The 18102-nt window shown below is 32.8% G+C and carries 16 protein-coding genes; 15 read left to right on the top strand and 1 reads right to left on the bottom strand.

The window, feature by feature from the left end:
* Nucleotides 1–208: 208 nt before the first annotated feature.
* The 9 genes from B6K90_RS18790 (at nucleotide 209) to B6K90_RS18750 (ending at nucleotide 11432) form a co-directional block, all read left to right on the top strand.
* Entirely contained in the window at nucleotides 209–1891 is a 1683-nt protein-coding gene (locus B6K90_RS18790) for an alpha-amylase family glycosyl hydrolase (protein WP_088014302.1), read from the top strand.
* Between the two features lie 11 nt (nucleotides 1892–1902).
* Complete coding sequence (locus B6K90_RS18785; RefSeq protein ID WP_088014301.1) at nucleotides 1903–3189, top strand: ABC transporter substrate-binding protein; 1287 nt, start codon at nucleotides 1903–1905, stop codon at nucleotides 3187–3189.
* A 167-nt stretch (nucleotides 3190–3356) separates the two neighbouring features.
* Complete coding sequence (locus tag B6K90_RS18780; RefSeq protein ID WP_088014300.1) at nucleotides 3357–4238, top strand: carbohydrate ABC transporter permease; 882 nt, start codon at nucleotides 3357–3359, stop codon at nucleotides 4236–4238.
* The gene (locus B6K90_RS18775; protein WP_088014299.1) at nucleotides 4225–5076 is read left to right on the top strand and encodes a carbohydrate ABC transporter permease; all 852 of its coding nucleotides are present in this window, start codon (nucleotides 4225–4227) and stop codon (nucleotides 5074–5076) included. Before B6K90_RS18780 ends, B6K90_RS18775 begins: the two co-directional genes overlap by 14 nt.
* A gap of 37 nt (nucleotides 5077–5113) precedes the next feature.
* Complete coding sequence (locus B6K90_RS18770) at nucleotides 5114–6172, top strand: zinc-dependent alcohol dehydrogenase (protein ID WP_088014298.1); 1059 nt, start codon at nucleotides 5114–5116, stop codon at nucleotides 6170–6172.
* Nucleotides 6173–6238: 66 nt separating this feature from the next.
* Nucleotides 6239–7045 carry a sugar phosphate isomerase/epimerase family protein gene (locus tag B6K90_RS18765; protein WP_088014297.1) on the top strand — a complete coding sequence of 269 codons (807 nt, stop codon included), beginning with the start codon at nucleotides 6239–6241 and terminating at the stop codon, nucleotides 7043–7045.
* Nucleotides 7045–8079, top strand: coding sequence for a Gfo/Idh/MocA family protein (locus B6K90_RS18760; protein ID WP_088014356.1), 1035 nt, complete (start codon nucleotides 7045–7047; stop codon nucleotides 8077–8079). Before B6K90_RS18765 ends, B6K90_RS18760 begins: the two co-directional genes overlap by 1 nt.
* Nucleotides 8076–10298: a glycoside hydrolase family 65 protein gene (locus tag B6K90_RS18755; protein ID WP_088014296.1), complete on the top strand. Its 2223-nt coding sequence runs from the start codon at nucleotides 8076–8078 to the stop codon at nucleotides 10296–10298. Before B6K90_RS18760 ends, B6K90_RS18755 begins: the two co-directional genes overlap by 4 nt.
* Nucleotides 10299–10310: 12 nt before the next feature.
* On the top strand, nucleotides 10311–11432 hold the full coding sequence (locus tag B6K90_RS18750; protein ID WP_088014295.1) for a glycerate kinase: 1122 nt from the start codon (nucleotides 10311–10313) through the stop codon (nucleotides 11430–11432).
* 127 nt (nucleotides 11433–11559) lie between these two features.
* Here the strand turns inward: B6K90_RS18750 and B6K90_RS18745 are convergent, their stop codons facing one another.
* Complete coding sequence (locus B6K90_RS18745; protein WP_088014294.1) at nucleotides 11560–12753, bottom strand: chromate transporter; 1194 nt, start codon at nucleotides 12751–12753, stop codon at nucleotides 11560–11562.
* A 218-nt stretch (nucleotides 12754–12971) separates the two neighbouring features.
* Here B6K90_RS18745 and B6K90_RS18740 point away from each other — a divergent pair, with 218 nt between their 5' ends.
* The 6 genes from B6K90_RS18740 (at nucleotide 12972) to B6K90_RS18715 (ending at nucleotide 18099) form a co-directional block, all read left to right on the top strand.
* Complete coding sequence (locus B6K90_RS18740; protein WP_088014293.1) at nucleotides 12972–14309, top strand: D-serine ammonia-lyase; 1338 nt, start codon at nucleotides 12972–12974, stop codon at nucleotides 14307–14309.
* Between the two features lie 314 nt (nucleotides 14310–14623).
* Nucleotides 14624–16099 carry an aminotransferase class V-fold PLP-dependent enzyme gene (locus tag B6K90_RS18735; RefSeq protein ID WP_088014292.1) on the top strand — a complete coding sequence of 492 codons (1476 nt, stop codon included), beginning with the start codon at nucleotides 14624–14626 and terminating at the stop codon, nucleotides 16097–16099.
* 193 nt (nucleotides 16100–16292) lie between these two features.
* Entirely contained in the window at nucleotides 16293–16553 is a 261-nt protein-coding gene (locus tag B6K90_RS18730) for a metal-sensitive transcriptional regulator (RefSeq protein ID WP_088014291.1), read from the top strand.
* 125 nt (nucleotides 16554–16678) lie between these two features.
* Nucleotides 16679–17155 carry a DsrE/DsrF/DrsH-like family protein gene (locus tag B6K90_RS18725; RefSeq protein WP_088014290.1) on the top strand — a complete coding sequence of 159 codons (477 nt, stop codon included), beginning with the start codon at nucleotides 16679–16681 and terminating at the stop codon, nucleotides 17153–17155.
* 20 nt (nucleotides 17156–17175) lie between these two features.
* Nucleotides 17176–17472: a rhodanese-like domain-containing protein gene (locus B6K90_RS18720; RefSeq protein ID WP_088014289.1), complete on the top strand. Its 297-nt coding sequence runs from the start codon at nucleotides 17176–17178 to the stop codon at nucleotides 17470–17472.
* A 54-nt stretch (nucleotides 17473–17526) separates the two neighbouring features.
* Entirely contained in the window at nucleotides 17527–18099 is a 573-nt protein-coding gene (locus B6K90_RS18715) for a sulfurtransferase TusA family protein (protein WP_088014288.1), read from the top strand.
* Nucleotides 18100–18102 lie beyond the last annotated feature (3 nt).

Here is an 18102-nt window from a genome sequence, read left to right as displayed (position 1 = left end):
AGTATCAATAACTAAAAATTAGTAAAAAGATTAAATAAATAGATACTATTTTGAAATAAATAAACTTTTTACAAAAAAACTTATTTTAAGTAAATTTTTTAAATTGACAGTAAGCGCTTTCTATAATATATTGAATTTGGGAGCGGTACCAAAACAAAAATTTTATTTTTTTAATCTCTGTGGGAGCGATACCACAAGGAGGAATCTTATGAGTAAAATTAAAGAAAGATTAGCTTATATTTATGAAAACAAAGATATTGATCAACTTTATAGTGCAATCGTAAAACGCATTGAAGAAGCTAAAATAAACATTACGAAAAAAAGAAAACAAAATTGGGACGAATCAGATGTAGTTTTAATTACTTACGGTGATCAGTTCCAAGAAGAGGGAATTCCAACATTAGAAACTTTTAAAAAGATGTTTGATGAACATTTAGCAGATAAATTTGAACTTGTTCATATTTTACCTTTTTATCCTTACACTTCTGATGATGGTTTTTCAGTAGTTGACTATAAGAAAGTAAATCCTGATTTAGGGGATTGGTCACATGTTGAAAGTTTATCGAAATCAGCAAGAATCATGTTTGATTATGTATGTAATCACATCTCAAGTAAGAGCGAATGGTTCCAAGGATACTTAAACGGTGATCCAAAATATCAAGACTACTTCATTGATATGGATCCTTTAGTTGATTTAAGCTCTGTAACTAGACCAAGAGCACTTCCATTACTATCAAAATTTAAATTAGCAAATGGTGAAGAGAAGTACATTTGGACAACCTTTAGTGACGATCAAATTGATTTAAACTTTAGCAATCCACAAGTTTTATTAGATATGATTGATGTTTTACTTTTCTACCTTGAACAAGGTGCGGAATATGTAAGACTGGATGCAGTAGGTTATATGTGGAAAGAAGTTGGTACTTCTTGTATCCATCTTGAAAAAACACATGAAATCGTGAAATTATTCCGAGATTTATTAGATGAGGCAGCAAAAGGTACAGTAATGATTACTGAAACAAATGTACCTCATTTAGATAATATTTCTTACTTCGGAAATGGTCATGATGAGGCACAGATGGTTTATCAATTTCCACTTCCACCATTAGTTTTATATTCACTTCATAAAGGAAATGGAAGTGTATTAACAAAGTGGGCAAAAAATCTAGAAGGTTCTGGAGAAGATACAACATTCTTCAACTTCTTAGCATCTCATGATGGAATTGGGCTAAATCCGATTCGTGGAATCATTTCAGAAGATGAAATTTTATCATTAGTAAATGAGTTAAAGGAAGAAGGAGCATTAGTAAATTATAAGAAGAATTCAGATGGTACTGAAAGTCCATATGAAATAAATGTAACTTACTTAGATGCTTTAAATAAACAATCTACAAGTGATGATCTAAGAGTAAAAAGATTCTTGCTAGCGCATTCAATCTTATTAACATTCCAAGGCGTACCGGCTATTTACATCCAAAGTATGTTAGGTTCTAGAAATGATTATGCGGGTGTTGAAAAAACAGGAATGAATCGCTCAATTAATCGTCAAAAGTATGCACTTGATACGATTGAAAAGGAATTAATGGAAGAAGGTTCATTAAGAAATAAAGTTTTCACAGAACTTACAAAAATTATCCAAGTACGTAAAGAAGAAAAACTATTTAATCCTGACGTAAAAATGGATGTACTTGAAGTAAATGAAAATGTATTTGCGATTAAACGTGTTAATGAAGAGGATAGTGTGGTAATTCTTCATAACCTATCAAATGAGCTAGCGAACTGCGATTTAAACGGAAAATTTATGAATATTATTACGGGAAATGTTGAAGAATTTAATGACAACATTACTTTAAATCCATATGAATTCCTTTGGTTAAAACCTTTAAAATAGGAGGCAGAACAATGAAAAAAGTATTAAGTATGTTCTTAGTTTTAATGTTAGCTGTTGGATTAACAGCGTGTGGCGGTAAAAAAGAGAATGGTAAAGTAACGATTGAATTTATGCATTCTTCTGTGGAACAAGAAAGATTAGCAGTTATTACAGATTTAATTTCAAAATTTGAAAAAGAAAATCCAAATATTAAAGTAAAGCAAGTTCCAGTTGAGGAAGATGCTTATAATACGAAGGTTGTAACGTTAGCAAGTTCTGGTAAACTTCCAGCAGTAATTGAAGTTGGACAAGACTATGCAAAAGTTATGGACAAGGACGAATTAATTGATAAAGATGCAGTTAAATCAATCATCTCTAAAGTTGGAGAAGATAAGTATTATGAGGGTGCGTTAAAGCTTTTAAAAACTGAGGACGGCAAAAATTATACAGGTGTTCCAATTAGTGGTTGGGTACAAGGTATTTGGTATAACAAGCAAATGCTTGCGGACAAAGGTTTCGCAGAACCTAAAAACTGGGATGATGTTTTAAAGATTGCTAAGGCGTTTACGAATAGTGGAAGCAAAAAATACGGTATTGCAATACCAACTGTTGAAGGTGGTTTTTCTGAGCAAGCCTTCTCACAATTCGCTTTATCAAACAATGCAAATATGTTCGATAGCAAAGGTGATTTAACATTAAATACGCCTGAAATGAAGGAAGCTTTAAACTACTATAAAGAATTATCAAAATATACAATGCCAGGTTCTAATGATGTTACTGAAGTAAAAGATGCTTTCATGAATGGATCTGCTCCAATGGCAGTTTATTCAACTTATATTCTTCCAGCAGTGTATGAAGAAGGTAAAACGAACAATATTGGATTTGTTATTCCAACTGAAAAAACAAAAGCAGTTTATGGAACAGTATCTGCTTACACGATTTCTTCCGGTTTAGATGATGATCAAAAAGCTGCAGCTGAAAAATTAGTAGAGTTTATGGCAAAACCTGAAAATAATACGAAGTTAGTATTAATGTCTCCAGGTGGATCTCAACCAGTAAATAAAGATGTAACAGAAAGCAAAGAATATAAAGAAAATAAAGTTGTAAATTCATTTGGTGAGCTTTCAACTGAAATCGCAAGCGCGTTTGATAACATTCAAGTATTTGGTCTTGTTGATAACAAGAACTTCTTAAAAATGGGTGATGTTACAAGTTCAGGTGCAGTTGCTAAGTTAATTAATGATGTTACTGTAGGTGGAAAAAGCGTAGATTCTGCTATTAAAGAAGCAGGAGAAAAATTAAAAGGTGTATTAAAATAATTAATTTTAATTCAATATACCTAGTAATCGTAATTTGATTTCTTAATTAGTGAAAGTTGTTTATGAAGAACGAACGCTTGAAAAGCAAGCTAAGTTGCTTTTTAAACAACTTTTCTTTTATCACCAATCTAACCAGATAGGGAATAGATTGTTTTTTAGGAGGTAACATGAAACCGATTGCCAAAAAAAAATCTGATATAAAACTAGCGATGGTACTTCTTTTACCAAGTATGTTGTTACTACTATTATTAGTTGCATATCCGATGTTATCAAATATTAAAATAAGCTTTTTCGATCAACCGATTAATCCTAGATTAGCAGCTAAGTTTGTTGGTTTATCTCATTATACTGATGTTATAAAAGATATTGAGTTTTATAAATCTTTAGGTATTACCATTTTGTATACCGTTTTAACTGTAGTTGGTAGTACAGTACTTGGGCTTGCTGTAGCGCTGTTCTTTAATCGCCCATTTAAGTTTCGTAAAACTGCTCGTTCATTAATTATCTTATCTTATGTAACACCATCAATCTCATTAGTTTTTGCTTGGAAATATATGTTCAATAATTCTTACGGGATTATCAATTACTTAGGTAAGGATGTTTTCCATCTATTTAAAAGTGCACCATTATGGTTTGATAATCCAGTTAGTAGTTTTATAGTAGTAGTTGTTTTTGCAATTTGGAAGTATTTCCCTTACGCTTTTATCTCGTTTTTAGCAATTTTGCAAACGATTGATAAATCATTATACGAAGCTGCTGATATCGATGGGGCTTCACTTTGGCAAAAGTTTAAAGTTGTAACTTTACCAGCAATTATGCCGGTATTATTAACGGTTGTAACTTTACGATTTATTTGGATGTTCTACATGTTTACAGATGTTTACTTATTAACAAACAAAGTAAATATTTTAGGTATTTATTTATATGAAACTGCGTTTGCTTTCAATAACTTAGGAAAAGCTTCGTCAATTTCAGTAATCTTATTCATCATATTATTCATTGTAATTATCGTATCAAGAAAGAGGGTGAACTTAAATGGCAGCAAGTAGTAAAAGAAGCAAGATCATTAAGAAAACAAGTTTTTACGTTGTTTTAATCCTTTTATTAGGAATCATGTTATTCCCATTCTTTGTAATGCTAATGACGTCATTAAAAAGTTCAAAAGAAGCAATTGCAACAAATCCGACATTATTGCCACACGAATGGACTTTCCAGCATTATATTGATATTTTTAACCCGACAATTTTCCCATATTTAAACTACTTTAAAAATAGTTTAATTGTCTCTATAATCGCAGCTTCATTATCAGTCGTTCTTGGTATTTTAGGAGCGTACGCTTTATCGAAACTAAAGTTTAAAGGAAGAGTGACGATAAATGCTAGTTTTTACACTGTTTATATGTTTTCAGGGATCTTACTAGTTGTTCCATTATTTAAAATCATTTCTGGTTTCGGTTTATATGATACAAAAATGGCGTTAATCATTACGATGATTGTGCAAACTCTACCAACAGCGATTTTTATGTTAAAGAGTTATTTTGATACAATTCCTGAAGATTTAGAAGAAGCGGCTATGATTGATGGTCTTAGTCGATTAAAAATAATCTTCTATATTATTATTCCTTTGTCAATATCGGGAATCATTTCTGTTTTCGTATATGCATTTATGATTGCATGGAATGATTATTTATTTGCATCAATTTTCTTATCGAGTTCGGAAAACTTCACTTTACCAATTGGCTTAAATACATTATTTAGTACTCCGGATTATGTATGGGGTCGTATGATGGCAGCATCTTTAGTTACTGCTTTACCAGTAGTTGTTATGTATGCACTATCTGAACACTTTATCAAAGGAAACCTTACTGAGGGTGGAGTTAAAGGATAATTCGAAAACAATTTTTTACTGAGAGGATGAAATAAAAATGAAAAAATTAGTAGCAGTTGAACCAAGAGTTGCAGCATTAGTCGAGTACGAAGATCGTACAGTACAACCTAATGAAGTAAAAATTAAAGTCGAATTTGCATCACCAAAACACGGTACTGAAGTAGTGGATTTTAGGGGTCTTAGTCCATTTATTGATGAAGAGTTCAATGAAGAATGGAAAATGTTTATGCCACGTGAAGAAGGAGCTGCTCGTGGAATCGTATTTGGTGAATTTCAATTAGGAAATATGGTTGTAGGTAGTATTTGTGAAATCGGTGATGAAGTGACTGAGTACAAATTAGGAGATCAAGTTTGTACTTATGGTCCAATCATGGAAACTGTAATCGTTAATGCTGTAGATAATTATAAATTACGTAAAATGCCAGAAGGTTCTTCATGGAAAAATGCAGTTTATTATGACCCAGCACAATTTGCAATGAGCGGGGTTAGGGATGCAAATGTTAGAGCGGGTGATTATGTAGTAGTTGTAGGACTAGGTGCAATTGGACAAATTGCTATCCAGTTAGCAAAGAAAGCTGGAGCTAGTATTGTAATTGGTGTAGATCCATTACAACATAGATGCGATATCGCGTTAAAAAATGGAGCGGATTATTGCTTCGATCCAATTAACTGCGATTTAGGATATGAAATTAAAAAAATTACTAATAAATTAGGTGCAGATTCAATCATTGAAACAAGTGGTGTATCAAGTTCACTGCAAGCAGCACTAAGAGGGATTGCATACGGTGGAACAATTTCTTATGTAGCTTTTGCTAAACCTTTCCCAGAAGGATTTAATCTTGGTCGTGAAGCACATTTTAACAATGCTAAAATTGTATTTTCAAGAGGAAGTAGTGAACCAAACCCGGATTATCCACGTTGGTCACGTAAACGAATCGAAAATACTTGTTGGGATTTATTAATGAATGGTTATTTAAATTGTGAAGATTTAATTGAACCAGTTGTTTCATTTGAAGAAGTAGCAGAATCATATATGGAATTTGTTGATCAAAAGCCCGAGCTAAGCATTAAGATGGGTGTTCAATTTAAAAAATAATAGGAATATCAATCATTAAAATCATGGGAGTGTATTACACTCCCTTCTGTTTAGGAGAGGATTTCGTTGAAAATTGGAACACAAAATCAAGCATTTTTTCCAGAAAATATTAAAGAAAAATTTAAATACTTAAAAGAAATTGGTTTTGAAGGATTTGAAATCGATGGCAAGTTTTTAGTTGATAATTTAGAAGAGATTAAAGAAGCGATTGCTGAGACTGACTTACCGGTAACGACAGCTTGTGGTGGTTATTATGGCTGGATTGGTGATTTTATTGAAGAGCGTCGCTTAAAAGGTTTAGCAGATATTGAAGAAATTCTAAAAGCGTTAAAAGAGGTTGGAGGAAAAGGTATCGTTGTACCTGCAGCATGGGGAATGTTTACATTTAGATTGCCACCAATGTCTTCTCCAAGAAGCTTAGAAGGAGATCGTAAAGCAGTTACTGATTCATTAGTATTTCTAGATAAAGTCGCTGGTGAAACTGGAACGACTATTTACTTAGAACCTTTAAATCGCTATCAAGATCATATGATTAATACTTTAGCTGATGCACGTAAATATATTGAAGATAATCAGTTTAAAAATGTCAAAATCATTGCAGATTTTTATCACATGAATATTGAGGAAGATGGTATTTCTGAGGCGCTTCACGCTAATCGTGATCTAGTTGAACATATTCACATCGCAGACAACCACCGTTTCCAGCCAGGAAGTGGATCTCTTGATTTTAAAAAGCATTTTGTCCAACTTAAAGAAGATGGGTACGAAGGCTTTTTAACATTCGAATGTCGTGTAAGAGGAAATAACTTAGAAGATGAATATATTAATGCATTTCATCATATAAAAGAAGCTTTAAAGGGTGAAGCATTGTGATTAAAAAGAAAGTAGCTATTATTGGCGGGGGCCAAATGGCTGAAAAAGTTCACGTTGCTTACTATAAAACTAGAGAAGATTTAGAAATAGTTGCCGTAGTCGGTGTAAATGAGGAAGCATTAAAGAGCTTTGCAGAGCGTAATGAGATTCCTAACTATTACACGGATGCTGCTGAAATGTATGCGAATGAAAAACCGGAAATTGTAAGTGTTTGCACTCCGAATAAATTTCATTTTGAAAATGTAATACAGGCATTAGAGAATAATTGTCATGTTTTTTGTGAAAAACCTCCTGCAATTTTGGCAGAGGATTCAAGAAAAATGCATGAAACAGCTTTAGAAAAAGGGCTTATCCTTGCTTATGATTTTCATCATCGATTTGCTGATGACGTAACGATTATAAAAGAAAAAATAGATCAAGGTTTATTAGGTCAAATTTATTTTGTAAAAGTAAAAGCTTTAAGACGAAATGGTATTCCTGGATGGGGTAGCTTTACTAATAAAGACATTCAAGGTGGAGGACCTCTAATCGATTTAGGAATTCATATGCTTGATACTGCACTTTTCGTTATGAATTATCCTAAAGTAAAAAAAGTTACAGCAAAAATGTTTCAGAAGATTGGTACTAAGAAAAATGAGGGTGCATTTGGTAAATGGGACCCATCAAAATTTGAAGTAGAAGATTCTTTATTTTCTTATATAGAGTTAGATAATGGCTGTTTAATTCAGCTTGAAACATCTTTTGCATTAAATATAAAAGAAAAATCAGAAATGAATGTAGAACTATGCGGAGATGAAGCTGGTGCAACAATGTTCCCAGCTGAAATTTATACGGATGAAAAAGGAGAGCTTGTATTCCTATTAAAGAGAGAAGAGGCTGACTGTGACCGTCATACTAAAAGTATGGCAGCCTTTGTTAATCGTTGCTTAGGACAGAATGTGATGGTAGCAGATGGAGAACAAGGTTATGCTATTCAACGACTTGTTGAAGCGATCTATCAATCAGCTGAAAAAGGTGAGAGTGTATCTTTATGAATGAAGTAAATGTAATAAATGAAAAACAATTTGATTTACAATATATAAATAAATATGCAACAATCATGGCTCTTGGAAATGGGTATTTAGGTTTACGTGCTAGTCATGATGAATATTATTCTGAACAAACCCGTGGTATGTATGTGGCAGGTATTTATAATAAATTTACACCAAATGATATTACAGAGCTAGTCAATTTACCAGATTTAGTTGGCATTAAAATCGAAATAAATAATGAAATATTTTCAGTTTTAACAGGAGAAGTACTATCTTATGACCGTACTTTAAATATGCAAAATGGAGAACTAATAAAAGAAGTTATTTGGAAAAACAAAGAAGGTAATCGCTTTTGTTTAAAATTCCAGCGCTTTGTTTCAAAAGATAATTTACATTTACTTGCATCTAAAGTTAGTGTAGTTAGTTTAGATTGTAGTGCATCAATTAAAATTACGACTGGTATTGATGCGCAAATGTCTAACTTTGGAAAGCAACATCTTTTAGAAGAAAACGTAAGAGTTATTGATAAAAAAATAATGCATGCTGTCTATAGAACAACTGAAAGTGATCACTCAATTGCAATGGCAACTTCATGTAAAGTTTCAAGTGAAAGTGATGTTTCTTTTGTGGCTAAAAACAGACAACTTTTGACGATCATTAAACATGATTTAGTCGTCGATCAGCCGTTTGAATTAGAAAAATTAAGTGCTGTTTATACTTCAAATGACTTGTCTGTAGAAGATCCGGCACTATCAAGTATTCATACTGTTCAAGAAAATCTTGATAATGGTTACGATTGTCTATTAGTAAGCTCATCTATAAAATGGAATGAGTTTTGGAAAAAGAAACGCGTAATCATATCTTCTAAAGAAGCTATAGATCAAGTAGCATTAGATTTTTCACTTTACCATATTGAAATAATGACACCTGCACATGATGATCGTTTTAGCGTTGGAGCAAAGGGATTAACAGGTGAAGGATACAAAGGTCATGTATTCTGGGATACGGAAATCTTTATTGCACCGTTTCATTTGTTCACTGATCCAGATGTAACAAGAAACTTATTAAGATACCGCTATCTTCATATTAAAGAAGCAAAAGAGAAGGCTACTAAAAATGGCTATTCTGGAGCTTTATTCCCATGGGAAAGTGCATTTTCTGGTATGGAAGAAACGCCAGAATATGCAGCTATTAATATTCTAACGGGTAAACGTCAAAAAGTAGCTTCAGCTCTTGCTGAACATCATATTGTTGCTGACATTGCATATTCAGTTATTCAATACTATGAAAATACACTTGATGAGACATTTATGGCGAATGAAGGGCTTGAATTACTAAAAGAAACAGCACGTTTTTGGATAAGTCGTACGACAGAAGAAAATCAAGCACTTTCTATTAATAATGTAATCGGACCTGATGAATATACTGAACATATTAATAATAATGCTTATACGAACTATATGGCTTATTATAATGTTCAACAAGCTTTGAGTTTTATGGAAAAGTATAATAACATCGATGCTGAAATTTTTGAGAGTGGTAAGGATTTTCTAAATCGACTTTACTTGCCAGGACCAAATGCAAAAAATATTATTCCACAGGATGATACATTTTTATCGAAACCAGCAATTGATTTATCAAAATATAAACAAAAACAAGGTAGTCAGGCAATTCTTTTTGATTATTCACGTCAAGAAGTAAATGAGATGCAAATTTTAAAGCAAGCTGATGTAGTAATGCTACTATACCTTTTCCCTACTTTATTTGAAGAGGATGTTGTTAAAAAGAATTTGCACTATTATGAGGAGCATACAATTCATGATTCTTCACTTAGTAAAGCCATCCATGCAATTGTTGCTGCAAGATGTGGAGAAAAAGAAAATGCTTATCGATTCTTCCAAGAAGCTTGCTTAATCGATCTAGGTCCAAATCCGAAATCATCAGATGAAGGAATACATGCAGCATCTCTAGGTGCGAATTGGTTAGCAACCATATTTGGTTTTGCAAATGTTACGATGGAATCCAATAAGCTAAAAATTAATCCTAACTTACCTAAAAACTGGGACAAACTTTCATTCCCGTTCCATTGGCAAAGTACAAATCTTGAGATTACAATTACGCAGGAATCTGTAACGATAACAAAACAAACTGATACAGAAGTTGCCATCGAAATTAATGGAGAATTATTTAACTTAACAGATCAAATTATCGCATCACTTTAAGGAGGAGGACAAATGAAAGTAGTAATATTACCTGATTCCTTTAAAGAAAGCTTGGATGCAATGAATGTAGCTAATGCCATTCATAAAGGCTTTCATTCCGTATTTCCAAATGCAGAATATCATTTATTACCACTTGCTGATGGAGGGGAAGGTACAGTACAAGCACTAATTGCTTCGAATGGTGGCGAGATTGAAAGTGTTGAAGTAACTGGCCCGCTGAATGAAAAAGTGCAAGCTAAAATAGCATTTTCTAAAGATCATAAAACGGCATTCATCGAAATGGCCGAAGCATGTGGCTTACACCTCGTACCGCTTGATAAGCGTAATCCATTACAAACTACATCATTTGGTGTTGGTGAGTTGATGATTTATGCGATTGAACGTGGAGCTACTGAACTAATAATTGGTGTTGGAGGTAGCTCTACGAATGACGGTGGAATTGGTATGGCTACAGCTCTTGGCTATCAATTCTTTGATGAAAAAGGAAAAGAAATTCAAAGTAATGGTGAGGCACTTCTAAAAGTAGCTTCAATGTCTGATAAAAATAAAACACCGCTTTTAGATCAAGTAAAAATCACGATAGCAGCAGACGTTGTTAACCAGTTGAATGGTAGAAATGGTGCAACTTATATATTTGGTCCCCAAAAAGGACTAACTACTAATCAATTACCGACGATGGATGAAGCGATGAAAAACTTCTATACGATTACAGAGCGATATTTGAATAAATCCGTTTCAGAAATACCAGGTAGCGGTGCAGGCGGGGGCATGGGCGCAGGTCTTATGCTATTCGCAAATGCTTCCATAAAAAAAGGCATTGAACTTGTCCTTGAACAATTAAATGTTGTGGAGGTATGTAAGGATGCAGACATTGTAATTGTAGGAGAGGGAAGAATGGATGGGCAAACTATTTATGGAAAAGCGCCAGTTGGAGCAGCTGCATGTGCCCCATCTAATGCAAAAGTAATTGCGATTTGTGGTAGTATCGGTGATGGAATTGAAGAGTTATATAAACACGGAATCGATGCTATTTTTCCAACTATTCCAGCCATCTTACCAATTGAAGATGTAATGAAAAATGCATTTGACAATATAGAAAGAACTACAAGAAATATTGCTATACTGTTAAAATAAATTTAAATAAAAAAGCAGAAAAAACATTTGAAAGAGTTTTTCTGCTTTTTTATTGGATTTGTCCTTCTAAAATGACAAGGAACTTATTTTCCTAATGTTTGAACAGTTTTATTCCACAAAAGTTAATTTATATTCTAGATAAAATTTCCCCGCTAATTGCTCCTACAAGTACAATGATCCAAGGTGGTAATTTCATAAGAACTAACATACTAAATAAAATCGCTACGATTAGAAAGTCAATAATCGAAAATACAGAGCTAATCCATATTGGATTACAAAATGCTGAAATTAAAATCCCAACTACTGCTGCGTTTACGCCTAATAAAGCTCTCCTTAATTTCGAATTACGACGCATACTAGACCAAAATGGGAGAGTACCTAAAATAAGTAAGAATGCAGGTAAAAAGATGGCAATAGATGCTATTAAACCTCCTTGCCAATCCATCATAACAGCCCCTAAATAGGCAGCAAACGTAAATAATGGTCCAGGTACAGCCTGCGTCGCACCATATCCAGCCAAAAATGTTTCTTTGTTTAGCCATCCAGTAGGAACAAACTCACGTTCAAGTAAAGGAAGAACCACATGACCTCCACCAAATACCAGCGATCCTGTCCTATAGAAACTATCAAATATAGAGATCCATTTAGACGATGTAATAGAATTAATGAAAGGTAATAAAGCTAATAAAATAAAAAATATAGCAATACAAAAAACTGAAACTTTTTTTGAGATATTCGTAATTAGTATTGTTTTATCACTATTTTCATTATCCTGATATAGAAAATATCCTACAATTGAAGAAATTAAAATGACGGTAATTTGAGTAAATGTCGTTTGCCATATTAAGGTAGAAAGCATTGCAAACAAAGCAAGAGCTTTCCTTTTTAAATCAGGTGTTAAGTTCTTTACCATGCCTAAAATAGCTTGTGCAACAATCGGCACCGCAACCAGTTTTAGTCCATGAATCCAGCCTGAATGTTTTATATCGGATCCTTTTAGTAATAAGGCAAATAGTATAAGTAAGATTACTGAAGGCATTGTAAAGCCGATAAATGAAACAATGCCACCTATTACTCCTGCACGGATGACTCCAATACCAATTCCAACTTGGCTACTGGCTGGACCTGGCAAAAATTGCGATAATGCAACTAAGTCGGCATAATTTTGATCGTCAATCCACCTTCTCTTTCTTACATATTCTTTATGAAAATAACCTAAATGAGCTATAGGTCCTCCGAAAGAAGTTAAGCCTAATTTAGTAGAAATAAAAAATAATTCTAATAAAGTTTTTAACTTCTTATTTTTATGATTAAGATTCATATTTTCCTCCAAAAACTGTTACATAGAAATAGTATAGTTTGAATCAAATTCGAAACCAATGTCTTCCCCTGGAAATTTACAAAAGATTAATAATCGAAGCTATTCTAGTAGCTCTCATCGAAAAGGAGCTAACTTTCTAATTATTAAACAAAATTACTGACCTAGTCATAATATCTGTTAAACTTTAAATAAACTGACAAAAGTAAGGAGGTAATTTGATGGAGAAAATTGATATTCAAAGATATATACAAAATTATCCAGTGCTAAAAAAACTTATTAACTTAGAAGAGCATCTTTGGCTAAACCCAAATCTTGAACTGTTTCAAAATGCAATTAAAAAAACACCTCTATCTCAAGAGGATGTAAACGATGCGGATGAACGATTAAAAAGGTTTGCACCATATATATCAAAGGTTTTTCCAGAAACAGTAAAAACAAATGGCATTATTGAATCTCCTTTAGTAAAAATACCTTCCATGAAACAATCGTTAGAGAAAAATTTTCAACAAACTATATTAGGAGAACTATTTTTAAAGTGTGATAGTCACTTACCGATATCAGGTTCAATTAAAGCAAGAGGTGGCATTTATGAAATTTTAAAGCATGCTGAAAAACTAGCTTTAGAACATCGTTTATTATCGATTGAGGATGATTATTCAATTTTAGATAATGATCAATTTCAAGATTTTTTCTCAAACTATTCAATTGCTGTAGGATCTACAGGTAATTTAGGTATGAGCATTGGAATAATTAGTGCAAAGTTAGGTTTTAAAGTAACAGTACATATGTCAGCAGATGCAAAGCAATGGAAAAAAGATTTGCTTAGAAGCAAAAACGTAAATGTTATTGAGTACGAAGCGGATTATAGTAAGGCAGTAGAAGAAGGCAGAATCCAAGCTGAGGCAGATCCCAATTGTTATTTTGTAGACGATGAGAATTCACATGATTTATTTTTAGGATATGCAGTAGCAGCTTCACGATTAAAAAAGCAATTAGAGGAATTACAGATTACAATTAATGAAAAAAATCCATTATTTGTGTATTTACCTTGCGGAGTTGGAGGAGGTCCAGGTGGCGTGGCGTTTGGTTTGAAATTATTATTTAAAGATAATGTTCACTGTTTTTTTGCTGAGCCTACTCATTCTCCTTGTATGATGCTTGGATTAATGACTGGACTCCATGATCAAGTTTCGGTGCAAGATTTCGGTATTGATAATAAAACAGATGCTGATGGGTTAGCTGTAGGGCGACCATCCGGTTTTGTTGGAAAAGTAATTGAGCCTTTGTTAAGTGGGAGTTATACAGTTAGTGATGAAAAATTATATTCGATGTTAAAAGAGTTAGCTGATACAGAGGAAATTTATTTAGAACCATCGGCATTAGCTGGTATGATTGGTCCAATCAAATTATTTAATGAAGGTAAAGAATATATATTAAAAAATAATTTAGTGAAAAAAATGGAGAGAAGTACTCATATAATTTGGGGTACTGGTGGTAGTATGGTCCCAGAAAAAATGATGAAAGAGTACTATCAAAAAGGATCTCTTTTTAAATAAAATAGATAGTATAAAATTATACTAATATTTTAAAAATAAAAAAATTCTTTCAATGCAGAATAATTTGACATATATTTGTATAAGTAAATAATGTTTTCTATTTAGATTTTGACGCAAGATATTTTCTTTTTGATTGGTTCTGTTTAAAAATTGATAAATTACTTTAAAAAGCCATTCCGTCATGAGCGGACTGGCTTCAGTGCATTTTATATAATACCCAATAGGGTATTGGAATACTCGGTTTTATCATTATTAAATAAACAGAGACTTCCGATTAAAAAGCACAAAACATATTCTCATTAGGAGCGATAAAATTGAATTTAGAAAAGTATTTTTCACAATTTAGAAAAGAGATTATTGGAAATGAAAAAACATTCTTATCGCCATTTGGTGAAAAGAAAATTATCTACTTAGATTGGGCTGCAAGTGGTAGGCTATATGGACCGGTTGAAGAAAAATTACTTTCAACTTTTGGTCCGTATGTTGCAAATACGCATACGGAATCAAATATAACTGGAAGTACGATGACGAATTGTTATCATGAGGCATTAAAAATCATAAAGGAACATGTAAATGCAAGCGCTTCTGATACAATCATAACTGATGGATCAGGAATGACTGGCGTAATGAATAAGTTTCAACGTATTTTAGGGCTAAAAATACATGAAAATTTCCACTTCCGATTAAGTTTACCTGAGGAAGAAAGACCGGTTGTTTTTATCACAAGCATGGAGCATCATAGCAATCATACTTCGTGGTTAGAGACGATTTGTGATGTAGAAGTTGTACCGAACTGTGCTAATAATGTAGTCGATATAGAGTATTTAAGAAATCGACTTGAGTTTTATAAAAATAAACGAAAACTAATTGGGTCCTTCAGTGCTTGTTCGAATGTATCTGGATTAATTACACCTTATCATAAGCTAGCTAGACTAATGCATGAATATAATGGCGTTTGTTTTGTCGATTTCTCAGCTTCTGCGCCTTATGTTGATATTGATATGCATCCTAGTGATCCGATGGAAAAACTTGATGCAATTCTGTTTTCTCCACACAAGTTTTTAGGAGGACCTGGTAGTAGTGGAGTTTTGATATTCGACTCTTCAATGTATCAAAATAAAATTCCTGATCATCCAGGCGGAGGAACGGTTGAATGGACAAATCCATGGGGGGAGAAAAAATATATTAACAATATTCGTGAAAGAGAAGATGGAGGTACTCCAGGGTTTCTGCAAACAATTAGAACAGCACTCGCAATTAAAGTAAAAGATACAATGGGTACAATGAATATACTAAATCGAGAAGAAGAGTTAGCACACATCGTATTAGATGAACTTAGAACAATTGAAAATGTAGTGTTACTTGAAGATTCAAATAGTTCAAGATTAGGTTTTTATTCTTTTTATTTAAAAGATATTCATCATAATTTAGTAGTTAGATTATTAAATGATCGGTACGGAATTCAAGTACGAGGTGGTTGTTCATGTGCGGGTACTTATGGGCATATGCTACTCAATATTACAAGAGAAATGTCTAAAGCGATTACAGATGAAATTGATAATGGCAATATTAGCGTAAAGCCTGGTTGGATTCGTATGAGTGTTCATCCAACGACGACGAATGAAGAAGTATTCATATTCACTAATGCGCTAAAAGAGATTATTCAAAACATTGAAGAATGGTCTAAAGATTATATTTATTTAACAGAAAAAAATGACTTTATCTATAAAGACGAAGCAGTTATGGAAGTAGGAACTTACTTTGAGATCGAAATGAAAGTAAAATCATAAAATTTCAAAGTAACCTGTTATAAGTGATCACTTTATTGTGATCTTTTTTTGTTGATAATCTACTTTTAACTCATTTATAAAAATTAGTTGGTTGACATTATACCCTTAGGGGTATATATTACAAGTAAGAATATTACACATTTATTCAAATAATTGGTTTGCTTAACTGGTTCTATAAGTTAGGGGTGATTTAATGAAATATAATGATCCAGTAAAAAATAGAGTAAAGCGAATTGAAGGGCAAATTCGTGGAATTTTAAAAATGATGGAAGATGAGAAAAACTGTAAAGACGTCATTATACAATTATCAGCAGTTAAATCAGCTTTAGATCGTACGATTGGCGTAGTAGTAAGCTCAAACTTAGTTGATTGTGTCCAAAATGCGAATGAAAACGGGCAAGATGCTGAAGATTTAGTGAAGGAAGCAGTAAATTTACTTGTAAAAAGTAGATAATATATAGTTTGACACCATTTTTTATTTTTAATATCATATACCCATAGGGGTAATAGTATAGATAGAATATATTTTTTGTTTTGTTGTATACCCTAGTGGGTATAAAGAACGATAAGGAGAAGAATATGACAACTAAGAAAACTAATATCATTTTATTTAGTGGTGATTATGATAAAGCAATGGCGGCCTACATTATTGCGAACGGTGCAGCAGCTTTTGATCATGAAGTAACTATTTTTCATACATTTTGGGGATTAAATGCTTTACGAAAAGGTGAGCATGTAGTAACTAAAAAAGGTTTTATTGAAAAGATGTTTGGAAAGATGATGCCTAGAGGCGCTGATAAAATGGGACTTTCCAAAATGAATTTTGCTGGTTTTGGATCAAAAATGATTAAAGACATTATTAAGAAACATAATGCACTACCTTTGCCACAATTAATTGAAATGGCCCAAGAACAAGATATAAATTTAGTAGCGTGTACAATGACAATGGATTTGTTAGGTCTAAAAGAAGAAGAGTTATTAGAAAATATACAGTATGCAGGTGTTGCAGCTTATATTGGTGAGGCAGAAGAAGGTAAGGTTAATTTATTCATTTAATTTGAAAGGATTTGAATAACATGAATGAAATTACTGCGATTGAGCTTGAAAATCATTTAAAAACTGGAAAAGAAGTAAATATTATTGATGTCCGTGAAGTAGATGAAGTTGCTGCTGGAAAAATCAAAGAAGCTATTCATATTCCACTTGGATTAATCGAATTTCGATTACAAGAATTAGATAAATCAAAAGAATATATTATGGTATGTCGTTCAGGTGCTAGAAGTGGCCGCGCAACGGAATTCCTTCAATCTCATGGGTATAACGTTAAAAACATGGTAGGCGGAATGCTTTCTTGGGAAGGTAACGTACAATAATTTTTTTTATTAAATAGATACCCCAAGTGGTATTCTAAGTGCGGAGGTCATAATATGGATTTCATTAAAACTAACATGAAATTAGATGCAAAAGGATTAGCATGTCCTATGCCGATTGTAAAGACTAGAAAAGCAATGAAGGAATTAGGGAATGGCCAAGTAATCGAAGTTCAAGCGACTGATAAAGGTTCTAAAGCAGATATTAAAGCTTGGGCGGAAAGCACGGGAAATCAATACTTAGGAACAATCGAAAATGGAGAAGTACTACTACATTATATAAGAAAATCTTCAGATGAAAATACTATTGAAAAGAGATTTGAAAATGTCATTACGAACGATGAATTAAGCCAAAAACTACAAAATGAAAAGGCAATCGTTTTAGATGTAAGAGAAGAAGCAGAGTATGTATTTAATCATATACCAAATGCGATATCGATCCCTTTAGGAGAATTAGAGAGTCGTTTGTCAGAATTAAATAAAGATGACGAAATATATATCGTTTGCAGAACTGGAAACCGCAGTGATCTTGCTGCTCAATTATTGGTTTCGAGCGGTTTTATGAATGTGTTTAATGTCATACCTGGAATGACGGAATGGTCTGGGGAAACAACGAGCATAAAAGCATAATTT

The sequence above is a fragment of the Gottfriedia acidiceleris genome, from assembly GCF_002128425.1.
Lineage (GTDB): Bacteria > Bacillota > Bacilli > Bacillales > Bacillaceae_G > Gottfriedia > Gottfriedia acidiceleris.
The sequence above is the reverse complement of the archived record's forward strand: the minus strand, read 5'-3'. Positions and strand labels throughout refer to the sequence as shown.